The organism is Bordetella hinzii LMG 13501, assembly GCF_001548475.1.
Classification (GTDB): Bacteria; Pseudomonadota; Gammaproteobacteria; order Burkholderiales; family Burkholderiaceae_B; genus Bordetella; species Bordetella hinzii.
Genome location: NZ_LRUJ01000015.1, coordinates 81,286 through 103,026, shown reverse-complemented (window position 1 = coordinate 103,026; position 21,741 = coordinate 81,286). Strand labels below are relative to the sequence as shown.

The 21,741-nt window shown below is 66.3% G+C and carries 19 protein-coding genes; 13 read left to right on the top strand and 6 right to left on the bottom strand.

Annotated elements, in window-relative coordinates:
- A partial coding sequence (gene katG, locus AXA74_RS12175) for a catalase/peroxidase HPI (protein WP_060833160.1) occupies positions 1–1,852 on the top strand: 1,852 nt, incomplete at its 5' end.
- Between the two features lie 115 nt (positions 1,853–1,967).
- On the opposite strand, the gene yidC is transcribed toward katG, so the two are convergent.
- From yidC to rpmH, 4 genes are all read right to left on the bottom strand, one after another.
- The gene (gene yidC, locus AXA74_RS12170; RefSeq protein ID WP_029577877.1) at positions 1,968–3,659 is read right to left on the bottom strand and encodes a membrane protein insertase YidC; all 1,692 of its coding nucleotides are present in this window, start codon (positions 3,657–3,659) and stop codon (positions 1,968–1,970) included.
- 42 nt (positions 3,660–3,701) lie between these two features.
- The gene (gene yidD / locus AXA74_RS23900; protein ID WP_080666487.1) at positions 3,702–3,989 is read right to left on the bottom strand and encodes a membrane protein insertion efficiency factor YidD; all 288 of its coding nucleotides are present in this window, start codon (positions 3,987–3,989) and stop codon (positions 3,702–3,704) included.
- Positions 3,986–4,357, bottom strand: coding sequence for a ribonuclease P protein component (locus tag AXA74_RS12165; protein ID WP_032962136.1), 372 nt, complete (start codon positions 4,355–4,357; stop codon positions 3,986–3,988). The genes yidD and AXA74_RS12165 overlap by 4 nt, the downstream gene beginning before the upstream one ends.
- 122 nt (positions 4,358–4,479) lie before the next feature.
- A complete protein-coding gene (gene rpmH, locus AXA74_RS12160) occupies positions 4,480–4,614 on the bottom strand; it encodes a 50S ribosomal protein L34 (protein ID WP_029577875.1) in 135 nt (44 codons plus the stop codon).
- A 544-nt stretch (positions 4,615–5,158) separates the two neighbouring features.
- On the opposite strand from rpmH, the gene dnaA reads away from it, so the two are divergent.
- The 5 genes from dnaA (at position 5,159) to AXA74_RS12135 (ending at position 11,303) form a co-directional block, all read left to right on the top strand.
- Positions 5,159–6,610, top strand: coding sequence for a chromosomal replication initiator protein DnaA (dnaA, locus tag AXA74_RS12155; RefSeq protein ID WP_029577874.1), 1,452 nt, complete (start codon positions 5,159–5,161; stop codon positions 6,608–6,610).
- A gap of 2 nt (positions 6,611–6,612) precedes the next feature.
- Entirely contained in the window at positions 6,613–7,722 is a 1,110-nt protein-coding gene (gene dnaN, locus AXA74_RS12150; RefSeq protein ID WP_029577873.1) for a DNA polymerase III subunit beta, read from the top strand.
- Positions 7,723–7,804: 82 nt separating this feature from the next.
- Positions 7,805–10,258, top strand: coding sequence for a DNA topoisomerase (ATP-hydrolyzing) subunit B (gyrB, locus tag AXA74_RS12145; RefSeq protein WP_029577872.1), 2,454 nt, complete (start codon positions 7,805–7,807; stop codon positions 10,256–10,258).
- Positions 10,259–10,368: 110 nt separating this feature from the next.
- Positions 10,369–10,548 carry a hypothetical protein gene (locus AXA74_RS12140; RefSeq protein ID WP_029577871.1) on the top strand — a complete coding sequence of 60 codons (180 nt, stop codon included), beginning with the start codon at positions 10,369–10,371 and terminating at the stop codon, positions 10,546–10,548.
- A 119-nt stretch (positions 10,549–10,667) separates the two neighbouring features.
- Positions 10,668–11,303, top strand: a complete 636-nt coding sequence (locus AXA74_RS12135; RefSeq protein WP_029577870.1) for a TetR/AcrR family transcriptional regulator — start codon at positions 10,668–10,670, stop codon at positions 11,301–11,303.
- Positions 11,304–11,318: 15 nt separating this feature from the next.
- On the opposite strand, the gene AXA74_RS12130 is transcribed toward AXA74_RS12135, so the two are convergent.
- On the bottom strand, positions 11,319–11,603 hold the full coding sequence (locus AXA74_RS12130; RefSeq protein WP_029577869.1) for an acylphosphatase: 285 nt from the start codon (positions 11,601–11,603) through the stop codon (positions 11,319–11,321).
- Between the two features lie 170 nt (positions 11,604–11,773).
- Here AXA74_RS12130 and AXA74_RS12125 point away from each other — a divergent pair, with 170 nt between their 5' ends.
- The 7 genes from AXA74_RS12125 to AXA74_RS12095 all read left to right on the top strand — a co-directional run bounded on the left by AXA74_RS12125 (position 11,774) and on the right by AXA74_RS12095 (position 19,317).
- Entirely contained in the window at positions 11,774–12,937 is a 1,164-nt protein-coding gene (locus AXA74_RS12125; RefSeq protein ID WP_032978963.1) for an alpha-hydroxy acid oxidase, read from the top strand.
- Between the two features lie 63 nt (positions 12,938–13,000).
- Positions 13,001–13,840, top strand: a complete 840-nt coding sequence (locus tag AXA74_RS12120) for an AraC family transcriptional regulator (protein WP_032962131.1) — start codon at positions 13,001–13,003, stop codon at positions 13,838–13,840.
- Positions 13,841–13,923: 83 nt separating this feature from the next.
- Positions 13,924–14,832 carry a LysR family transcriptional regulator gene (locus AXA74_RS12115; RefSeq protein ID WP_029577866.1) on the top strand — a complete coding sequence of 303 codons (909 nt, stop codon included), beginning with the start codon at positions 13,924–13,926 and terminating at the stop codon, positions 14,830–14,832.
- Between the two features lie 155 nt (positions 14,833–14,987).
- Entirely contained in the window at positions 14,988–15,569 is a 582-nt protein-coding gene (locus AXA74_RS12110; RefSeq protein WP_032957571.1) for a cysteine dioxygenase family protein, read from the top strand.
- A 77-nt stretch (positions 15,570–15,646) separates the two neighbouring features.
- Positions 15,647–16,858, top strand: a complete 1,212-nt coding sequence (locus AXA74_RS12105; RefSeq protein ID WP_032962129.1) for a CaiB/BaiF CoA transferase family protein — start codon at positions 15,647–15,649, stop codon at positions 16,856–16,858.
- A gap of 13 nt (positions 16,859–16,871) precedes the next feature.
- Entirely contained in the window at positions 16,872–18,077 is a 1,206-nt protein-coding gene (gene acdA / locus AXA74_RS12100; RefSeq protein WP_032978960.1) for a 3-sulfinopropanoyl-CoA desulfinase, read from the top strand.
- Positions 18,078–18,321: 244 nt separating this feature from the next.
- Entirely contained in the window at positions 18,322–19,317 is a 996-nt protein-coding gene (locus AXA74_RS12095; protein WP_051350497.1) for a Bug family tripartite tricarboxylate transporter substrate binding protein, read from the top strand.
- Positions 19,318–19,326: 9 nt separating this feature from the next.
- Here the strand turns inward: AXA74_RS12095 and AXA74_RS12090 are convergent, their stop codons facing one another.
- On the bottom strand, positions 19,327–21,588 hold the full coding sequence (locus AXA74_RS12090) for a molybdopterin-dependent oxidoreductase (RefSeq protein WP_029577861.1): 2,262 nt from the start codon (positions 21,586–21,588) through the stop codon (positions 19,327–19,329).
- Between the last annotated feature and the right edge of the window lie 153 nt (positions 21,589–21,741).

The window sequence follows — 21,741 nt, the reverse complement described above, 5'->3', positions numbered from 1 at the left end:
CAAGCAGAAGTACGGCAACAAGATTTCCTGGGCCGACCTGCTCATCCTCACCGGCAACGTCGCGCTGGAGACCATGGGCTTCAAGACCTTCGGTTTCGGGGGCGGCCGCGAAGACACCTGGGAGCCGGATCAGGACGTCTATTGGGGCAATGAACGGACCTGGCTGGGCGGCGACCTGCGCTATGGCAAGCAGGCCGGCGGCAAGGACGAAGGCACGGTCGTGGCCGACGAGCAGCTGCATGGCAAGGAGAGCGGCCGCAAGGACGAAGGCCGCAATCTGGAGAACCCGCTGGCCGCCGTGCAGATGGGCCTGATCTACGTCAACCCGGAGGGTCCGGATGGCAATCCGGATCCGCTGGCTTCGGCGCAGGACATCCGCGACACCTTCGGCCGCATGGCCATGAACGACGAGGAAACCGTCGCCCTGATCGCCGGCGGCCATACCTTCGGCAAGACGCATGGCGCCGGCCCCGCCGACCACGTGGGACCCGAGCCGGAGGCCGCCGAACTGGAGAACCAGGGCCTGGGCTGGAAGAGCAGTTTCCGCAGCGGCAAGGGTGGCGACACCATCACCAGCGGCCTGGAAGTCACCTGGACCTCCACGCCGACCCGGTGGAGCAACAACTTCTTCTGGAATCTTTTCGGCTACGACTGGGAACTGACCAAGAGCCCGGCCGGCGCCCACCAATGGATACCCAAGCATGGCGCCGGCGCCGGCTCCATCCCGGATGCGCACGATCCATCCAAGCGCCACGCCCCGTCCATGCTGACATCGGACATCGCACTGCGTGCGGATCCGGCCTACGAAAAGATCGCCCGCCGTTTCTACGAGAATCCCGACGAATTCGCCGACGCCTTCGCCCGCGCCTGGTTCAAGCTGACTCATCGCGACATGGGTCCGCGGGCGCGCTACCTGGGCCCGGAAGTCCCGGCCGAGGCGCTGATCTGGCAGGACCCCATCCCCGAGGTCGATCATCCGCTGGTCGATGACAAGGATGTGGCCGCGCTCAAACAGGCGGTGCTGGCCTCGGGCCTGACGGTGGCCGAACTGGTATCCACCGCCTGGGCGTCGGCATCGACCTTCCGCGGTTCCGACAAGCGCGGCGGGGCCAATGGCGCGCGCATCCGGCTGGCACCCCAGAAAGACTGGGCCGCCAACCAGCCGGAGCAATTGGCCAAGGTCCTGAAGACGCTGGAAGGCATCCAGGCCGACTTCAATGGCAAGGGCGACAAGAAGATCTCGCTGGCCGACCTCATCGTGCTGGGCGGCTGTGCCGGTGTCGAACAGGCGGCGGCGAAAGCGGGCTACACGCTCACCGTGCCGTTTGCGCCGGGCCGCATGGACGCCTCGCAGGAGCAGACCGATGTCGAATCCTTTGCCCCGCTGGAGCCGCTGCACGATGGCTTCCGCAACTTCCTGAAGGGACGTTATGACATCCCTGCCGAGCACTTGCTCATCGACCGCGCCCAGCTGCTGACGCTGACCGCGCCCGAGATGACGGTGCTGATCGGCGGCCTGCGGGTGCTCGACGTGCGCAGCGGCAAGGACAAGCATGGCGTGTTCACCGACCGTCCGGGCGTGCTGAGCAACGATTTCTTTCGCAACCTGCTGGACATGGGCACGGAGTGGAAGCCGCGGTCGCCCGCGCGCGAAGCCTTCGACGGCCACGACCGCAAGACGGGCAAGGCCAAATGGACGGCCAGCCGTGTTGACCTGGTGTTCGGCGCGAACTCGCAGCTGCGCGCGCTGGCCGAAGTCTATGCCAGCGATGACGCGGGCGAGAAATTCGTGCGCGACTTCGTGGCCGCCTGGGACAAGGTGATGAACCTCGACCGCTTTGACCTGAAGTAAAGGCGGTATCGCACCCGGCCCCCGGCCGGCCTTCGGGCCGCCGGGGGTTTTTCATGCGCTCCCGCCTTGCAAAAAAGAATGCCGCCGCGGCATTCTGTCTGGAGCACGGGCGGGATCAGCCGCGCTTGGCGGTTTCCGCCTGGCGCGCGATGCTGCGCGTGATGCTCCACTGCTGCAGGATGGACAGCGTATTGTTGACGCACCAGTACAGCACCAGGCCCGCCGGGAAGAAGAACATCATCCCGCCGAAGACCAGCGGCATGACCATCATCACCTTGGCCTGCACGGGGTCCGGCGGCGTGGGGTTCAGCTTGATCTGCAGGAACATGGTGGCCATCATCACGGCCGGCAGGATGAAGAAGGGGTCGCGCACCGACAGGTCATGGATCCAGAGGATCCAGGGCGCGCCGCGCATCTCGACGCTGGCCAGCAGCACCCAGTACAGCGCGATGAAGACCGGGATCTGCACCACCATGGGCAGGCAGCCGCCCAGCGGGTTGATCTTCTCGGTGCGGTACATCTCCATCATGGCCTGGTTGAGCTTCTGGCGGTCATCGCCGAATTTCTCTTTCAGGGCCTGCAGGCGCGGGGCCACCTGCTTCATGCGGGCCATCGAACGATAGCTGGCCGAGGCCAGGGGATAGAACAGCGCCTTGATGATGACGGTCAGGGCGACGATGGTCCAGCCCCAGTTGCCCAGCAGGCTGTGCAGCCAGGTCATCAGGGTGAACAGCGGCTTGGCGATGATGGTCAGCCAGCCATAGTCGACGACCAGTTCCAGCCCGGGAGCGACGGCCGACATGGCTTTTTGGTCCTGCGGGCCGACCCACAGCTGCGCCTCGGAAGACACGCTGGCGCCCGGCGCCACCTGGCCCAGGGCCTCGATGGAGCGCACCGCGTACAGATTGGGCTGCAGCTGCAGCAGTTCGTTGGCGCGCGGCTTGCCCTGCTGCGGCACCCAGGCCGTGGCGAAGTAGTGCTGGACGATGCCGATCCAGCCGTTGTCGGCCTGCTTGATGTAGTTGGCCTTGTTCTTGGCGATGTCGCCGAAGGTGACCTTCTGGAACTTGTCCTGCTCGGAGTAGACCGCTACGCCGGTGAAGGTGTGGTAGAAGCTGGACGTGCCGGCCGGATCGTTGCCGTCGCGTTCGAGCTGCAGGTAGACCGAGGGGCTTTGCGGGCCGGAGCCGACGTTGGTGACGTCATGGCGCACGTGGATGTCGTAGCTGCCCCGGTCCAGGGTGTAGGTCTTGACCACGCGCAGGCCGCCGGACTCGGCTTCGAAGCGCACGTCCAGTTTGTCGCCCGAGAGTTCGCGCTCGGTCGTGGTGACAGCGAACGGCGTCAGGTGGGTGGGGAAGTTCTGGCCCGAGCCGATCACCCCCGTCTGCGCCGTGTAGGTCAGGTCGCGGGAGTGGTCCAGCAGCACCATGGGCTTGTCGCTGTCGGCGCTGGCGGGATACTTGAGCAGTTCGGCGCGGATGAGCTGGGCGCCGGTGGTGCTGAAGGTCAGGCGCAGGACGTCGGTCGTGATGACCACCTCCTGGGCCTGGGCGGGCGCCGCCGCGGCGCTGCCGGGCACCGAGCCAGGGGCGCCGGCCGCCGCGGGGGGGCTGGGCACCGACGGCGTGGCCGAGGCATTGGCCGGGGCGTTGGCCGTATTGGCGTTGGCTTGCGCGTTCTGCTCGGCGCTGGCCGGGGGCGCGCCGAACAAGGACGGCTTGCCGTTATGGATCTGCCAGTTGTTCCACAGGAGCAACAGCGAGAAGGAAAAAATCATCCAGAGGACAGTTCGTCGAATATCCATGGTGCCTGAGGAAGAGAGAGCGGACCAGCAAAGCCCGCCAGTTTAACTGCAATCGTGTCCGGTACGGGGATGGTTGCCTCGGCAGCCGCCGCCCCGGGTTTTTTGAGCCTGCCCGGGATCCGGAACGGGATCCAGCCCGCCTGGCGACCAGGGGTGGCAGCGGCCGATGCGGCGCGCCGCCAACCATAGACCGCGCACCGCGCCATGGCGTTCAATCGCCTCGATCGCGTAGGCCGAGCAGGTAGGCGTGAAACGGCATTGCCGGCCGATCCAGGGGCTCAGGAAAAACCGGTAGAACCGGATGGGTGCGATGAGCAAGGCCTTGATCATCGCGCGATACGCCCAAAGTGAGCGTCCGCTTCGGTGCGCGCGGCGCGCTTCAGTGCAGTCAGGGACAGCGGCCCCACCTTGCTGTGCAGGCGGACCACATAGTCTTGCGCGGGCAAGGCCAGGCGCTGGTGGCGGAAGGCCTCGCGCAGCACACGCTTGATGGCGTTGCGGGTGGTCGCCAGCGCCGCATGGCGCTTGGCGATGACCAGGCCCAGGCGCGCGCAGGCGGCCTGCCCGTCGGTTGGCGAAGCGGGGGCGGCGCTCACAATGAACATCGCCCCTCGGGCCAACCGCCGGCCTTTCAGGGCGGCGGCAAACTCGGAGGGGCGATGCAAGCGCGCCTCCGCGGGAAGCGTGGCGCGCGACATGGCTGACTGAATCGAAGAGTCGTCCGATTGCCGGAGGGTGACAGGCTTGGGGCTGGGCGCTAGGCCGTGGCCAGGGGCTTGTTGCGATCCGGGCAATGGGTCGGGCTGCGATCGCGTCGGGCTTAGACGGCCAGACGCTTGCGGCCCTTGGCGCGACGGGCGTTCAGGACGGCGCGACCGGCGCGAGTCTTCATGCGCACGCGAAAGCCGTGGGTGCGCTTGCGGCGGGTGACGGAAGGTTGGTAGGTGCGTTTCATGGACGATCCACAAAAAGAACAAAGTCAGTAGGAAGCTGCCTGGAGGTTCCTGGTTGCAATGACCCGGGCGGGTATCCCGGCGCCGGCACGGGGCTGGCCATGGGACGGGGCTCGAGGCTGGGAACATTACACGGCGCTCGCCGAACCGGTCAAACCAGGGTGCTGGTGCAAAAGGGGCCGAAGCAAAGTCCGGTTGGATTCCGGGCGGAACCCCTCGCTGCGTACAACAAAATGGGTGACAGTTCTGCGGCACCCCCGCGGCGGCAATCGGTCTGGCGGGCATGGGTAACACCTGCCGACCCATTCACCAATTTGGGGCGTAACGCTTGCGGCGTAAGCCCCTGAGATACTGGGGGTTTTCGCCGCTTCCCGTGCAGTTCCAACGGAACCTTCTGACAGGCAGAATTCGGAAAAGCCCACCATTTCAGCAAGTTTTCCCAGTCTTGTCAATCAGTTAGGTCGCAGCGTGTACGCCAGGGGCACCCCGGGGCTGTGGATAACTCATGCCCAAAAGCGGTAGAATCGAGGTTTGAACAAGAGCGACATGAAAGAATTCTGGCAGACCTGCGTCAGTCGTCTTGAGCAGGAACTCCCCCCCCAACAAATCAGCGCGTGGATACGGCCGCTGGTCCCGCTTGCCTATGACGAAGCGCAGGCGGTGTTGCGCGTGGCTGCCCCCAATCGCTTCAAGCTGGATTGGGTGCGCAAGAACTTTTCGCATCAGATCGAGGCGCTGGCCACCGAGTGGTATCAGCGCCCCGTGCAGGTGCAGTTCGAATTGCCCAGCCACGGCGCAGCGCCACGCATGTCCATGACGCCGCGCGCGTCAGCCCAACCGGTGCCGCAGGCCGCCGCGCCTCTGGCCGCGCCCGCGGCGCCCGCCGCCCCGGCCCCGCGGCCCGAGGCGGCGCCGCCGCCCGCGCCCGCGGTGCCGATATCGGCCGCCGCCGATGCGGCCAACATCGTGTACGAGCGCTCGCGCCTGAACACCGACCTGACGTTCGAGAATTTCGTCACCGGCAAGGCCAACCAGCTGGCCCGCGCCGCGGCGCTGCAGGTGGCCGAGAACCCGGGCACCTCGTACAACCCGCTGTTCCTGTATGGCGGCGTGGGCCTGGGCAAGACCCACCTCATCCATGCCATCGGCAACGCCATGGTGGCCGCCGGGACGGGGGTGCGGGTGCGCTATGTGCACGCCGACCAATACGTCTCCGATGTGGTCAAGGCCTACCAACGCAAGGCCTTCGATGATTTCAAGCGCTACTACCATTCGCTCGACCTGCTGCTGATCGACGATATCCAGTTCTTCTCGGGCAAGAACCGCACCCAGGAAGAGTTCTTCTACGCCTTCGAGGCGATGGTGGCGCAGCGCAAGCAGATCATCATCACCAGCGACACGTATCCGAAGGAGCTCTCGGGCATCGACAGCCGCCTGATCTCGCGCTTTGATTCGGGGCTGACGGTGGCCATCGAGCCGCCCGAGCTGGAGATGCGCGTGGCCATCTTGCTGCGCAAGGCCGAGTCCGAAGGCGTGCCCATGCCCGAGGAAGTGGCTTTCTTCATCGCCAAGCACCTGCGCAGCAATGTGCGCGAGCTCGAAGGCGCGTTGCGCAAGGTGCTGGCCTATGCGCGCTTCCATGGCCGCGAGGCGCTCAACGTCGATGTCTGCAAGGAGGCGCTCAAGGATCTCCTGTCCGTCTCCAACGGGCAGATCACCGTCGAGAACATCCAGAAGACCGTCGCTGATTTCTACAAGATCAAAGTGGCCGACATGTATTCGAAACGCCGGCCCGCGAATATTGCCCTTCCGCGCCAGGTCGCCATGTATCTGGCCAAGGAGTTGACACAGAAAAGCCTGCCTGAAATCGGTGATCTGTTCGGCGGCCGCGATCACACCACGGTGCTGCACGCGGTGCGCAAGATTTCCGACGCCCGCGCCAAGCAGGCCGAGCTCAACCATACCCTGCACGTGTTGGAACAAACTCTAAAAGGATGACCATGCAACTCGTACAAACCACACGCGATGCATTGCTGAAACCGCTGTCGACTGTGGCGGGCATCGTCGAACGACGCCATACCCTGCCCATCCTGGCGAACATCCTGATGCGCAAAGAGGGCAACAAGGTCGCGTTCATTGCCACCGACCTTGAAGTGCAGATCACCACGCACGCCGATTTCGGCGTGGGGTCGGACAACGAGTCCACTACCGTGGCCGCGCGCAAGCTGCTGGACATCCTGAAGGCCCTGCCGGACACGGGCGATGTCAAGCTGGCGCTGGCCTCGAACAAGCTGTCGGTGCAGTCGGCCAAGAGCCGTTTTGCCCTGCAGACGCTGGCGGCCAGCGAGTTTCCGACCGTGGCCCAGCCCGAGCAGTGGGATGTCTCCCTGACCATGCCGCAGCGCACCCTGCGCCATCTGTTCAACATGGTGCACTTCGCCATGGCCCAGCAGGACATCCGCTATTACCTCAACGGCATGCTGCTGGTGTTTGAACCCGGCCGCGTGCGCGCCGTGGCCACCGACGGCCACCGCCTGGCGCATTGCGCCACCGAGGCCGATGGCATCAGCGAGCGCCACGAGGTCATCGTGCCGCGCAAGACCGTGCTGGAGATGCAGCGCCTGCTGGAAGACTCCGACGAGCCGGTGGCCCTCGATGTGGCGCCGGGCCAGATCCGTTTCCGCTTCGGCGATGTCGAGCTGGTGTCCAAGCTGGTCGAAGGCAAGTTTCCGGATTTCTCGCGCGTGATTCCCACCAATTACACGCGCCACTTCTCCGTGAACCGCGAGGCCCTGCAGGGCAGCCTGCAGCGCGCCGCCATCCTGACGACCGACAAGTTCAAGGGCGTGCGCCTGCAACTGGGCCAGAACGTCATGAAGATCTCGTCTTCCAACGCCGAGCAGGAAGAAGCGCAGGAAGAAATCGACATTGATTACGGCTACGAGGCGCTGGACGTGGGTTTCAACGTCGGCTACCTGCTCGACGTGCTGGCCAACGTCAAAGTGGAAAACGTGCAGTGGTCGGTCATGCCGGACGCCAATGCGTCGGCGCTGATCACCCTGTCAGGCGACGATCAGTTCAAGTACGTCGTCATGCCCATGCGGATCTGATCCGCGCAACGTGGGTGTAGACCGCTGGCGGTTTGCGCCAGCGGATCGGCCGTGAGGCCGCCTTTTATTTTTGAACACAGATATGTCAGATCAACAGAACACCACTCCTGAGAACAACGGCTACGGCGCCGATTCGATCAAGATGCTCAAGGGGCTGGAGGCCGTGCGCAAGCGCCCCGGCATGTACATCGGCGACACCTCCGATGGCACCGGCTTGCACCACATGGTGTTCGAAGTGGTCGACAACGCCATTGACGAGGCCCTGGCCGGCTATTGCGACGATATTGTCGTCACCATCCACACCGACAACTCGATCTCGGTCACGGACAACGGCCGCGGCATTCCGACGGCCATCCACAAGGACGACGAGTTCGGCCGCAGCGCCGCCGAAATCGTCATGACCGAGCTGCATGCCGGCGGCAAGTTCGACCAGAACTCCTACAAGGTGTCCGGCGGCCTGCACGGTGTGGGCGTGTCCTGCGTGAACGCGCTATCCGAGTGGCTGCGGCTGACCATTCGCCGCGATGGCCAGGTGCACGAGATGGAATTCCGCCAAGGCGAGCGCGTCGCGCCCCTGGCGGTGACCGGCACCACTGACAAGCGCGGCACCGAGGTGCGTTTTCTGGCCGACCCGGTCATCTTCACCAATATCGAGTACCACTACGAGATCCTCTCGAAGCGGTTGCGCGAGCTGTCCTTCCTGAACAACGGCGTGAAGATCCGCCTGATCGACCAGCGCCAGGGCAAGGAAGAGAACTTTGCCTTCTCCGGCGGTGTGAAGGGCTTCGTCGAGTACATCAACCGCGCCAAGACCGTGCTCCATCCGAATGTCTTCGCGGTGAGCACGGACTCTTCGGCCGGCGGCGTGCCGGTGGGCGTGGAAGTGGCCATGCAATGGAACGACAGCTACAGCGAAAGCGTGCTGTGTTTCACCAACAACATCCCGCAGCGCGATGGCGGCACCCACCTGACGGGTCTGCGCGCGGCCATGACGCGCGTGATCAACAAATACATCGCCGACAACGAGCTGGCCAAGAAGGCCAAGGTCGAGACCACCGGCGACGATATGCGCGAAGGCCTGGCCTGCGTGCTGTCGGTCAAGGTGCCCGAGCCCAAGTTCAGCAGCCAGACCAAGGACAAGCTGGTGTCCAGCGAAGTCCGCCCCGCCGTCGAGGACGCCGTGGCGCGTTCGCTGGAGACCTGGCTGCTGGAGCATCCCAACGACGCCAAGGCCCTGTGCGGCAAGATCGTCGAGGCCGCGCGCGCGCGCGAGGCTGCGCGCAAGGCACGCGAAATGACGCGGCGCAAGAGCGTGCTCGAAGGCGCCGGTCTGCCCGGCAAACTGGCCGACTGCCAGGAGAAGGACCCCGCGCTGTGCGAGCTCTACATCGTCGAGGGCGACTCGGCGGGCGGCTCGGCCAAGCAGGGCCGGGACCGCAAGTTCCAGGCCATCCTGCCGCTGCGGGGCAAGGTGCTCAACGTCGAGAAGGCGCGCTTTGACCGCCTGATCGCCAGCGAGCAGATCGCCACGCTGATCACGGCGCTGGGCACGGGTATCGGGCCGGATTTCAATATCGAGAAGCTGCGCTACCACCGCCTCATCATCATGACCGACGCGGACGTCGACGGCGCGCACATCCGCACGCTGCTGCTCACCCTGCTCTATCGCCAGATGCCTGAGCTGGTCTCGCGTGGCCACGTCTACATCGCCCAGCCGCCGCTCTACAAGGTCAAGGTCGGCCGCGAAGAGCGCTACCTTAAGGACGAGGTCGAGGAAGCGAAGTTCATGCTGCAGCTGGCGCTCAAGGACGCCGAGCTGATCCCCAGCCAGGGCGCGCCCGCCATTTCCGGCGAAGCCCTGGGCGAGCTGGCGCGCCAATACGTGCTGGCCGACGCCGTGATCTCGCGCCTGTCGCGCGTCTTCGACGTGCCCGCCCTGTCGGCCCTGGCCGAAGGCGTGCAGGTCAACCTGGACGACCAGGCCAGCGCCGAGGCCTCGGCCAAGCGCCTGCACGATGCCCTGCACGACGCCACCAGCACCAATGGCGTGGACGTCACGGCCGAGCTGGAGGAGGACAGCGGCAAATACCGCCTGGTCATCCGCCGCATGCACCACGGCAACGTGCGCATCAGCATCATCGACGCGGACTTCGTGCGCGGCGCCGACTATGCCATCCTGGCGAAATCGGCCCAGACCTTCCTGGGCCTGATCGGCGCCGGCGCCATCGTGGCGCGCGGCGAAGGCGACAAACGCAAGGAACAGTTCGTCTCCGACTTCCGCGAAGCCATGCAGTGGCTGCGCGCCGAGGCCGAGCGCGGGCTGTCCAAGCAGCGCTACAAGGGCCTGGGCGAAATGAATCCCGAGCAGCTCTGGGAAACCACCATGGACCCCACCGTGCGCCGCCTGCTGCGCGTGCAGATCGAGGACGCCATCGCGGCCGACGAGGTCTTCACCACCCTCATGGGCGACGACGTGGAGCCGCGCCGCGCCTTCATCGAGACGCACGCGCTGTCGGCCGGCAATATCGACGCCTGAGCGCGACGGCTTGCGCCGTGCAAAAGGCCGCCCCTCGGGGCGGCCTTTTTTTCATGGGCGGGCATGGCGCTTGCCGCCCGGGGTGGACTGACTGTCAAAGGAGTCGGATCATGACGAGCAAACCGCGAAACCCGAAACCGGCGGCCGACGATACCCGCCGCCAGGACCAGGCCAGCCACGGCGATGCGCAGCACCGCAGCAAGAAAGCCGGCCATGCCACCCAACTGGGCTCCGGCCAGGACCAGCAAAGCCAGCGCCAGCGCGGCGCGGGGGCGCGCAGCCGGCACTAGCCCGGCCTTGCGGGCAGGCCAGGGGCAAAAATTCACGCGGGGCCGCCCGGGATCGTGCGATTCCGGCCCGCGCTTGGCTACACTGGCGCGTGCCCCACCGCTTCCTGGAGAAAGCCCGCATGAACACAGCTACGCCGACGGCCACGCGCGACGACGGTATGGGAAATATCGCCCTGCTCACGGCCGCCGCCGAATGCTTCATGGAGCAGGGCTTTTATGCGACCAGCATCGACGACGTGGCCAAGCGGCTGGGGGCGACCAAGGGGCGTGTCTATCATTATTACCGCTCGAAGACGGATCTGTTCTTCGATGTGCACCGCGAGGGGATGCGGCGCAACTTCGAGGCGGTCAGGCCGGCCATGCAGGGCGGGGCGAACGGGGCCGAGCGCCTGGCCGCGATGTTCCATCGGCATGCGTTGACGATGATGGAGAACCTGGCTTTCGAGACGGTCGTCGTGCATGGCGTGCACATGCATCGCCAGGCCGCGATCACGCCGTCCCAGCGCCGCACGCTTGACGAGCTCATGGTCATACGCGACGACTTCGAGGCCTTGTTCAAGAGCGTGGCGGCCGAGGGCGCGCGCGATGGCTCGCTGCGCACCGACGATGCCTCGGTGGCGGTCAAGGCGGCGCTGGGCGCGATCAACTGGATGGCCATCTGGTATCGCCCGCGCGAGGGCGAGACCCGGCAGGACCGCGAAGTGCTGGCCCGCAAGATCGTCAGCGGCATCATGTCGGGCCTGGCCGCGCGCTAGCCCGCGCCGGCGCGTTCAGTGCTGGGCGAAGTGCTTGTAGCGCCGCTCGGTGTCGTCGCGGCGCGATTCGAGTTCGGTGACCACGGCCGCGGGCGGGCCGCGCCGCATCCATTCGAGCATCTGGTCCACCTGGTCCGGCGTGCCCTGCACCATGGCCTGGACCGTGCCGTCTTCCATGTTCTGCACCCAGCCGGTAGCGCCGACCAGATGCGCGCGCCGCACGGTGGCGTGGCGGTAGCCCACGCCCTGGACCTTGCCATGCACGACGACGAACACGGTTTCGATATGGGGGTCTTGCATCGGTGATTCCTGTAGAAGCGGTGTTGCGCCGCAGCATGGCCGCGCACCAAGGCGAATTATCGGGCGGGCGGCCCGATATCGCCAAGCCGGCATCGTATACTTGCCCTCGCTCCCGGGATGGCCCCGGAGACGTCAGGCGGTGCGCCCAAGCCGCATTCTTCCTTGGATCCATGAGCCAGAATCTCTCCACGATGACCTGCATCGAAGATCTGCGAGCCGTTGCAAAACGCCGCGTGCCGCGCATGTTCTACGATTACGCCGATTCTGGCGCCTGGACCGAAGGAACCTATCGCGCCAACGAGAGCGAGTTCCAGAAGATCAAGCTGCGCCAGCGTGTGGCGGTCAACATGGACGGCCGCTCGCTGGCGACCACCATGGCGGGCATCGACGTCAAGATGCCGGTGGCGCTGGCGCCCACCGGCCTGACCGGCATGCAGCATGCCGATGGCGAGATCCTGGCCGCGCAGGCCGCCGCCGAGTTCGGCGTGCCCTTCACGCTGTCGACCATGAGCATCTGCTCCATCGAGGACGTCGCCCAGGCCACGCAGAAGCCGTTCTGGTTCCAGCTCTACGTCATGCGCGACCGCGAGTTCATCGGCAACCTGATCGACCGCGCCAAGGCCGCGGGCTGCTCCGCCCTGGTCCTGACGCTGGACCTGCAGATCATGGGCCAGCGCCACAAGGACATCAAGAACGGCCTGTCCGCGCCGCCCAAGCTGACGCTGGCCAATATGTTCAACCTGGCCTTCAAGCCGCGCTGGTGTCTGGGCATGCTGGGCACCAAGCGGCGCACCTTCGGCAATATCGTGGGCCATGCCAAGGGCGTGACGGACCTGGCCGCGCTCTCGTCGTGGACCGCCGAGCAGTTCGACCCGCGCCTGAGCTGGGACGATGTGGCCTGGATCAAGGAGCGCTGGGGCGGCAAGCTCATCCTCAAGGGCATCCTGGACGTCGAGGATGCGCGCCGCGCCGCGGCCACGGGCGCCGACGCCATCATCGTCAGCAATCATGGCGGGCGCCAGCTTGACGGCGCGGTGTCGACCATCGAGATCCTGCCGGCCATCGTCAGCGAGGTGGGCTCGCAGATCGAGGTCTGGCTCGACAGCGGCATCCGGTCCGGGCAGGACGTGCTCAAGGCCGTGGCGCTGGGCGCGCGCGGCACCATGATCGGACGCGCCTTCTTGTATGGCCTGGGGGCCTATGGCAAGGCGGGCGTGAGGCGCGCGCTGGAGATCATCTACAAAGAAGCGGACGTGACCATGGCGCTTTGCGGCCGCCGCAATATCTCGGAAATCGACCGCAGCATCCTGGTGCCGGGCACCTATCCCACCTGAACGGGCGAAGACCGCAAGATCCGCAAACGCGGCGCGGGTAAGGTCCGGGTTCAGGAGCCGCGCATGAAACCCACAACCCGAGCCCAGTACGCCGCCCGTCTCGAACCCGTCCTGCAATGGCTGGCGAGCCATCCGCAGGCCAGCCCCGACCTGCACCAGCTGGCGGATCTGGCCTGCCTGTCGCCCTACCATTTCCACCGTGTCTATCGCGCCATGATGGGCGAGACGGTCAGCGACACCGCCCAGCGCATGCGCATGCAGCGCGCGGCCGTGGAGCTGACCCGCGGCCAGGATGACCTGGCCCGGGTGGCCCGCCGGGCGGGCTATCAGTCCCTGGCCTCGTTCAGCCGCGCCTTTGGCGCGAGCTACGGCGTCCCGCCGGGCCGGTATCGCGCGCAGCGCCTCCTGCAACGTTCATCCAAGGAGCCTGTCATGTATACCGTCCATATCCGTCCCTGTCCCGCCCTGACCCTGGCCGCCCTGGCCCACCAGGGCGATTATCAGCGTATCGGCGAGAGCTTCGACCGCCTGACCATGCTGGCCGTCGGCCAGGGCCTGCTGGGCGAGGCGCCCGGCCCCTGGATCGGCGTCTATTACGATGATCCGCAGCAGGTCGCGGCCGCCCGGCTGCGTTCGCATGCGGGCGTGGCGCTGGCGGCCGGCCGCACCGTGGCCGCGCCCCTGGAGACACTGGCCATACCCGCCATGACCTGCGCGGTGCTGGAGTACGTCGGGCCTTATTCCGAGATCGACCACGCCTACAACTGGATGTTCTCGGCATGGCTGCCCGACAGCGGCAGGGAGCCGCACGACTTTCCCATGTTCGAAGAGTATGTCAACGACCCGAGGACCACGCCCGCCGCCGAGTTGCTCACACGCATCCACCTGCCTTTGCGGGGCTAGCATCACAGGGGAAACCTCAAGTCTGCGCGGCGGGGATTGAGCGTAGAATCAAGCCGAAGCCAAATGGCATGAAAGGTCACTCAATGTCCCGCCGCAGCGCCAATTTGCCCACCTTGCGTCAACTGGAGCTCCTGCTGTCCCTGGTGTCGGCCGAGGGCATCGCGGGCGCGGGGGCGAAGATGGGGATGTCGCCGTCGGCGACCAGCCATGCGCTGCGGGCGCTGGAAACCGCGCTGGGCACCGAGCTGATCGACCGCAATACGCCCGGCGTGGCCCTGACCTACACGGCCGAGCAGGTCTTGCCGCATGTGCGCGATGTGTTCGCCTCGCTGCAGCTGATACAGGCCACCGCCCTGGCCGGCGCGGAACTGAAGTCGGGTTTTCTCAAGCTGGGCTCTTTCGGCGCGAGCGCCACCATCAAGGTCCTGCCGCCCCTGCTGGAGCGTTTCAAGGCGCGCTATCCGGGCATCGAGGTCCTTGTCACCGAAAAGCCGGATGAGCAGACTTCGCGCGATCTCATCGAGCGCCGCCTGGAGCTTGCCGTGGTCACGCTGCCCAAGAGCGAACTGGAGACCCAGACCCTGGCCGTCGATGAGCTCGTGGCGGTGCTGCCGCAGGACCATCCCCTGGCCGCCCTGGAGACTGTGCACGTCGGGCAGCTGACCGGCGAGCCCTTCATCCTGACACGCGCCGGTTCGCAGGAGCTGGTCACGCGCCTGTTCGCGCGGCATGATCTGAGTCCGCGCGTGGGCTATGAGGTCCTGCAGTTGATGTCCATCCTGGAGCTGGTCTCCAAGGGCAAGGGGATCTCGGTGCTGGCCAAGCTGGCCCTGCCCGAACGTTACCCGGGCACGGTCTTCCGGCCGCTTGTTCCGAGCACCACGCGCAGGATAGGCCTGGCCTGCCTGAACCAGCAGCGCCTGTCGCCCGCCGCCAAGGCCTTCTGGCAGGAAACGCGGCGGGCCACGGCGGGCAAGGCCTTGTTCAGCTAGGGCCGGCATCGCTTGAACGCAATTTCAATTGGACTTGACCGCGCCGGCGCTTAGACTCTAGACAGCCGGCAGCCGCGGTGCAGGCAGGGCCTTTCCTCGTGCGATCCCAGGCCATCCCGCATCGATGGCCCGCGATCAAAACAAGAGGAGACATCATGAAGAACATGCCTGCAAAGTTTGTGGATTTCACGCGCCGCTTCACCGCGCTGGTGGACAGCGCGGCGGGCAATGAGCAGCGCATCCTGGACAGCGGCACGGGGCTGGTGGCCGAGCTGGTCCAGGAAGACGATTGGCTGCCCGAGGCCTACGCCCAGCCGCACCCCCAGTACTACCAGCAATATCTGCTCTACGCCGATCCCGAGGACCGTTTCTCCGTCGTCAGCTTTGTATGGGGACCGGGCCAGAAGACGCCCATTCACAATCACACGGTCTGGGCCATCATCGGCGTGCTGCGCGGCGCCGAGCGCTCGGAGATGTTCACCCGCGCCGAGGACGGCCATTCCATGATCCCGGGCCACACCGGGATCCTGCAGACACGCACCATCGAGACTCTGTCGCCATCGACCGGCGACATCCATCGCGTCTCCAATGTGTACGAAGACCGGGTGTCCATCAGCATCCATGTGTATGGCGGCAACATCGGCAAGATCTCCCGCCATGTCTTCAACCAGGAAACTGGCGCGCCCAAGACCTTTGTGTCGGGATACTCCAACGAGGCCGAGATCTCCGCCCGCTGACACTTGAGTTTATTTTCAATTGTGAGTGATGTTGTTGAACCATAGACTGCACAGATACCGATTAAGGAGATCACATCGTGCAGGCGGTTCAACCCTCGGCATTGCAAGGCATCCGTGTTCTCGATCTGTCGCGCATCCTCGCCGGTCCCAGCGCCACCCAGCTGCTGGGGGATCTGGGCGCCGATGTCGTCAAGGTCGAGAAGCCCGATGAGGGCGACGACACGCGCAAATGGGGCCCGCCCTACATCAAGGACAAGGCGGGCGTGGAAACCGAGGAGAGCGCCTACTATCTGTGCGCCAACCGCAACAAGCGCTCCATCGCCATCGATATCGCGACCGCCGAGGGGCAGGCGCGCATCCACGAGCTGCTGGGCCGGGCCGATGTGCTGGTCGAGAACTACAAAGTGGGCGGGCTGGCCAAGTACGGCCTGGCCTATGAGCAGCTGAAGGACCGCTATCCCGGCCTGGTCTATTGCTCCGTGACGGGCTTCGGCCAGACCGGCCCCTACGCCAAGCGCGCCGGCTATGACTTCCTCATACAGGGCATGGGCGGCATCATGAGCCTGACCGGCGAGCCCGAGGGCACGCCCATGAAGGTCGGCGTGGGGATCGCCGACGTCATGACCGGCATGTACGCGGCGGTCGGCATCCTGGCGGCGCTACGCCACCGGGATGCGACCGGCGCGGGCCAGCACATCGATATTTCCCTCCTGGACAGCCAGATCGCCTGGCTGGTCAATGCCGGCACCAACTATCTGGCCGCGGGCCAGCTGCCCACGCGCCTGGGCAATGGCCATCCCAATATCGTTCCCTACCAGGTCTTCGATACGGCCGATGCGCCGCTCATCCTGGCGGTGGGCAACGACGCCCAGTTCGCCCGCTTCTGCGAAGTGGCGGGCCTGGCCGGGCTGTCCGATGACGAACGCTACCGGACCAATGTGGCGCGCATCGCGCACCGCGACGAACTGTGCGGCCTGGTGCAGCAGGCCTTGCGGGGCCGCCGGCGCGCGGATTGGCTGGCCGCGCTGGAGGCCGTGGGCGTGCCCTGCGGGCCGGTGAACAACTTGGAGGACGTCTTCGGGGATCCGCACGTCAAGGCGCGCGGCGCCCGCGTGGACCTGCCCTGCGCCTGGGCCCAGGAAGGCCATGTCAGCCTGCTGGCCAATCCCTTGAAGCTGTCGGAAACCCCCGTCGATTACCGCCGCCCGCCGCCGCGCCTGAACGAACACGAGCAGGAGATCCTGGCCGATTGGCTGGCCCCTGCGGCGGCGCGCGCCCACCACGCTTGACCATGGAGAGACAATGACACCGCTTAGCCAAGACCAGATCGCCCTGCAGCAACGCGCCCGCGAGCTGGCGCAGACCGTATTCAAGCCGACCGCCGCCGAGACCGATCGCTCCGAGCAGTATCCTGTGGACAACGTGCGCCGGCTGCGCGAGGCCGGTTTCATGGGGATGACCATCCCCAAGGCCTATGGCGGCCAGGGCCGGAGCTATCTGGACACCGTCATCGTCATCGAGGAAATGGCCAAGGCCTGCGCCACCATGGGCCGCATCACGGTGGAGGCCAATATGGGCGCCATCGGAGCCATCATGCAATATGGCTCGGAAGAGCAGAAGACGCTGGCCGCGCAATGCGTGCTGGCCGGCGACAAGCCGGCGATCTGCATCTCCGAGCCCAAGGCGGGCAGCGCGGCCAGCGAGATGACCACCCGCGCCGTGCGCAAGGGCGATGACTACATCATCAACGGCGAGAAGTACTGGATCACGGGCGGGGGCGTTTCGCGCCTGCACCTGATCTTCGCCCGTGTCTTCGATGACGGGGTGGACCAGGGCATCGGTGCCTTCATCCACATCAAGGAGCCGGGCGCGCAGGGCGACGGCCTGACCGTCACCAAGCGCAGCTTCGCGATGGGCGTGCGTGGCATCCCCGAGACCTACATCAGCTTCGAAGACCTCATAGTCAACAAATCGATGATGGTGGTGCCGCCCGAGGGGCTGAAGCGCGGCTTCGCCGGCCTGATGCAGGCTTATAACGCCCAGCGCGTCGGGGCGGGCTCCGTGGCGCTGGGCATCGCGCAAGGCGCTTTCGAGGAGGCCGTGGAGTACGCCAAATCGCGCCAGCAGTTTGGGCGCGCCATTGCCGAGTTCCAGGGCCTGCAGTGGATGATCGCCGACATGGCCATCCAGCTCAATGCCGCGCGCCATATGCTGCACTGCGCCGCGCAGAGCGGCACGCCCGCGACCTTCGGTTTTCCGGATCTCTCCCTGGCCGCGCAGGCCAAGATCTTCGCGGCCGAGACGGCCAACCGCGTCACCAATGACGCGCTGCAACTGCATGGCTCGTCCGGCTACGGACGCGATCTTCCGATGGAGCGGCATGTGCGCGATGCGCGCATGTTCACCATCGCCGGCGGCACCGCGCAGATCCTGCGCACCCAGGTGGCGTCGTCCATCCTCAAGATGAAGCTGCCGCAGACGCGCGACGGCTATCTCAAGAACCGCTGATCGCTGTCCGCGGGGCATGGGGCCGGGTTTTCCGCCAGGGCGGGACCCGGTTTTTTTGCGCTTTCCGGGCGCCTGGAGGACTTGACCAAACATTCAATTGCGATTGAGCACCGTGCTCATCAAGAATGGCTGCGCATACAAAAAATCCTGCTTCCGGATGTTTCGCACAGGGTCGGCCCGGCGGTTTTGCGTGGCGGCACGGATGGGAGAACGGACGGCGCAGACACAAACAGGAGACATTGCAATGACTGTGCGCTTCGGTGGTAAACGGCAGCCCCTGGCGGCGCTGCTGATCGGCCTGACGGCCGGCCTGGCTGTCCCGCCCTCGGCATCGGCCGACACGAACTGGCCCACCAAGCCGGTCAAGCTGGTGATTCCCTTCTCCGCGGGCGGCGCCTCCGACGCGGCCGGCCGCATGCTGGCCAATGAGCTGACGCAGCGCCTGGGCCAGACCGTGATCACGGAAAACATGCCTGGCGGCGGCACGGCCATCGCCGCGGCCAGCGTGGCGCGCGCCACGCCCGATGGCTACACGCTGCTGCTGGCGCCCACGGGCCAGCTCACCATCCTGCCCGCGGTCGAGAGCAAGCTGCAATACGACCCCGTCAAGAGCTTCCTGCCGGTGGCCCTGGTGGCCTCGTCGGCCTATATCGTGTCGGTCGCGGCGGATTCCAAGATCCAGTCCTTCAGCGACTTGGTGGCCCAGGCCAAGAAGAAGCAATTGAGTTATTCCTCCTGCGGGCCGGCCTCCGTGTGCAACGTCACGGGCGAGCTGCTCAACACCCTGGCGGGCATCAATCTGATGCATATTCCTTTCCAGGGCAGTTCGCCGGCCATCCTGTCGGTGCTGGGCGGCCACGTCGATGTCGCGGTGGATACCGAGGCCGTGCAGGTTCCGCAGGTGCAGGCCGGCAAGCTGCGGCCGCTGGTCATCACGGCCGATCGCCGCAGCCCCGTGCTGCCCAATGTGCCTACAGCCGCCGAAGTGGGACTGCCCGAGTTCACGTCGAGCTATTGGGTGGGCGTGGTGGTGCCGGCCGGCACGCCGCCGGCCATCGTGCAGAAGCTCAATGGCGCGATCAACGACTCGGTCAAGAGCGCCAAGATGCAGGCCTCGCTGGGCGAGATCGGCATGGTCCCGCTGGGCGGCAGCCCCGCGCACTTCTCCGACGTGGTGGCGTCCGACCTGAAAAAATGGACGGCTATCGTCGAGCGCACCGGCATGAAGAACAAGAACTGAGCGCGCGGCTCAGGAGCGGCCGTCGTACCGCTCTATCGTCACCATGCAGGTGTGCGCCGAACATCCCTGGCCGAAGGCGGAGCTGCCTTTGTCCAGGGTCAGCGCATTGGGATTGCCCGCCAGCTCCAGCGGGTAGGGAGATTCATCTTGCGGCTCATACCAGGCGCCGGTGGGCAGGATGGCCACTTGCGGCCGCACCAGGTCATTCAGGTGCGCGCTGGCCAGACACTGCCCCCGGGCATTCCAGACGCGGACCACGTCATGCTCGGCGATGCCCAGCCGCCGCGCATCGTCGGGATGCAGCCAGATGCACTCGCGTCCGTCGTGCTTGGTCGCCATGCTGGCCGGCGCGTCGTCGAGCTGGCTGTGCAGCTTGCCGGCGGGCTGGCGCGACAGCAGATGGAATTGCCGGTCGGTCGTTCCGCGGCCGCCCAGCCACTCGGCGGGCTCCAGCCAGCTCGGATGCGGCGGGCAATCCGCCAGGCGCAATCGTTCCAGCGCCTGGCTGTACAGCAGGATGCGGCCGCTTTCGGTGCGCAGCGGATGGTCTTGCGGGGCTTGGCGGAAGGCTTCCAGATAGGTGTAGTGATCGCGCGTGGGCACGCGCGCATGGCCGCGCGCCCAGAACTCCTCGAACGCCGGCATGGCGTGGTCAAAGCGCTGGGCGGCATCGTGGCGGGTGGATTCGTACAGCGTGCGTATCCAGTCCATCTCGCCGCGCCCTTCGCTGAAGGCGGCCTCCACGCCCAGGCTGGCGGCCAGGTCGCGGCAGATGTCGTAGTCGCTGCGCGCCTGGCCCAGGGGTTCGATGGCCTTGTGCATGGCGATGATATGGTCGCTGCGGCGGGCGCCGGCCAGGTCATTGCGTTCGAGCGAGGTCGAGGCCGGCAGCACGATGTCGGCCCGCCGCGCCGTGGCGGTCCACATCGGCTCTTGCACGACGATGGTCTCCGGCCGCGACCAGGCCAGGCGCAGGCGGTTCAGGTCCTGATGATGGTGAAAGGGGTTGCCCCCCGCCCAATAGACCAGGCGGGTGTCGGGATAGCGCCGCGTCTGGCCCTCGTAGCTGAAGCTGCCGCCTGGGTTGAGCAGCATGTCGGCGATGCGGGCGCAGGGGATGAAATCGGCGTTGGGATTGCGCCCCAGCGGCAGGCTGGGCGACCTGGCCGCCGCCAGCGGCGCGCCCACGCCGCCCAGCGAGCCATAGCCGAAGCCCACGCCGCCGCCGGGCAGGCCGATCTGTCCGATGACGGCGGCCAGGCCGAGCGCCGACCAGAACACATGCTCGCCATGGTCGGCGCGCTGCAGGCTCCAGCTGACGGTGAGCATGCTGCGGCTGTCGACCAGGCGGCGCGCGAGCTCGCGCAAGCGCCCGGCATCGACCTGGGCGATGTCCGCGGCCCATCCGGCCGTTTTGGGCTGGCCGTCGCGCTCGCCGCGCAGATACGCCAGGAAGGGCTCGCTGCCGCTGCAGCAGCGGGTCAGGAAATCGCGGTCGTGGCGGCCGGCCCGCACGATCTCGCCGGCCAGGCCCAGCATCACGGCCGCGTCGGTATTGGGGCGCACCGGCCACCATTCGGCCGGCACCCATGCCGGCAGGTCGTCGCGCGCCGGCGAAATAAGGACAAACCGCAGGCCGCGCTGGACCATGGCGCGCAAATGGGTTTGCAGCATGTGCCGCCCGATGCCGCCGGCCTCGGATTGCGCGGTGCGTGGCGAGAGCGCGCCGAAGACGACCACGGTCTCGCTGTGCCGCGCGATGGTGTCCAGGGTGCTGGCGCCGCCCGCGCAGGCCTCCTGGTCGCCCAGCACATGGCGCAGGATCACCGGCCCGGCGGCGGTGCTGTAGGTGTCCACATGCCCCGTATAGCCGCCGACCAGCGACAGCATGCGCTTGAGCTGCGAGGCCGCATGATGGAAGCGGCCGCAACTGGTCCAGCCGTAGGAGCCGGCGAAGATCGATCCGTTGCCGTGTTCGGCGCTCACGCGCCGGATCTCGCCCGCCACCAGGCCGATGGCTTCATCCCAGGACACCGCCACAAAAGCCTCGTCCGGACGGCGCGGGCCGGGCGCGCGGCGTTCCAGCCAGGACTTGCGCACCATGGGCCGCAGCACGCGGCGGGACGGGTCGGCCCATTGCCTGACGGATTGGATGATGGGCGATGGCGCGGGATCGTGCTCGAACGGTTCGACCGCCGCGATGCGGCCCGCTTCGACGACGAGCGTGTAGGCGCCCCAGTGACTGCAGTGGCTGAAACGTTGTGTGGCCAAGGCGAGGTCCGCGAAGAAGTGTCGTGGGATCGGTCCAATGATAAAGACACCGCGGTTCAAACCAAATTGATTCTTTTCTCACATGGCGCGCACCGATCGGAATTTCCGATGCTCAGGCTGAAAAAAATTTGGCCCGTTCGGATTCATCGATGC

What these genes read in the sequence shown, in the direction of transcription:
- rpmH (WP_029577875.1), bottom strand. Translation starts at nt 4,614, where the DNA reads ATGAAACGCACCTACCAACCTTCCGTCACCCGCCGCAAGCGCACCCAC.
- AXA74_RS12125 (WP_032978963.1), top strand. Translation starts at nt 11,774, where the DNA reads ATGAGCCAGAATCTCTCCACGATGACCTGCATCGAAGATCTGCGAGCC.
- AXA74_RS12115 (WP_029577866.1), top strand. Translation starts at nt 13,924, where the DNA reads ATGTCCCGCCGCAGCGCCAATTTGCCCACCTTGCGTCAACTGGAGCTC.
- acdA (WP_032978960.1), top strand. Translation starts at nt 16,872, where the DNA reads ATGACACCGCTTAGCCAAGACCAGATCGCCCTGCAGCAACGCGCCCGC.
- dnaA (WP_029577874.1), top strand. Translation starts at nt 5,159, where the DNA reads ATGAAAGAATTCTGGCAGACCTGCGTCAGTCGTCTTGAGCAGGAACTC.
- AXA74_RS12095 (WP_051350497.1), top strand. Translation starts at nt 18,322, where the DNA reads ATGACTGTGCGCTTCGGTGGTAAACGGCAGCCCCTGGCGGCGCTGCTG.
- AXA74_RS12165 (WP_032962136.1), bottom strand. Translation starts at nt 4,357, where the DNA reads ATGTCGCGCGCCACGCTTCCCGCGGAGGCGCGCTTGCATCGCCCCTCC.
- AXA74_RS12140 (WP_029577871.1), top strand. Translation starts at nt 10,369, where the DNA reads ATGACGAGCAAACCGCGAAACCCGAAACCGGCGGCCGACGATACCCGC.
- AXA74_RS12120 (WP_032962131.1), top strand. Translation starts at nt 13,001, where the DNA reads ATGAAACCCACAACCCGAGCCCAGTACGCCGCCCGTCTCGAACCCGTC.
- dnaN (WP_029577873.1), top strand. Translation starts at nt 6,613, where the DNA reads ATGCAACTCGTACAAACCACACGCGATGCATTGCTGAAACCGCTGTCG.
- AXA74_RS12130 (WP_029577869.1), bottom strand. Translation starts at nt 11,603, where the DNA reads ATGCAAGACCCCCATATCGAAACCGTGTTCGTCGTCGTGCATGGCAAG.
- AXA74_RS12110 (WP_032957571.1), top strand. Translation starts at nt 14,988, where the DNA reads ATGAAGAACATGCCTGCAAAGTTTGTGGATTTCACGCGCCGCTTCACC.
- gyrB (WP_029577872.1), top strand. Translation starts at nt 7,805, where the DNA reads ATGTCAGATCAACAGAACACCACTCCTGAGAACAACGGCTACGGCGCC.
- yidC (WP_029577877.1), bottom strand. Translation starts at nt 3,659, where the DNA reads ATGGATATTCGACGAACTGTCCTCTGGATGATTTTTTCCTTCTCGCTG.
- AXA74_RS12135 (WP_029577870.1), top strand. Translation starts at nt 10,668, where the DNA reads ATGAACACAGCTACGCCGACGGCCACGCGCGACGACGGTATGGGAAAT.
- yidD (WP_080666487.1), bottom strand. Translation starts at nt 3,989, where the DNA reads ATGATCAAGGCCTTGCTCATCGCACCCATCCGGTTCTACCGGTTTTTC.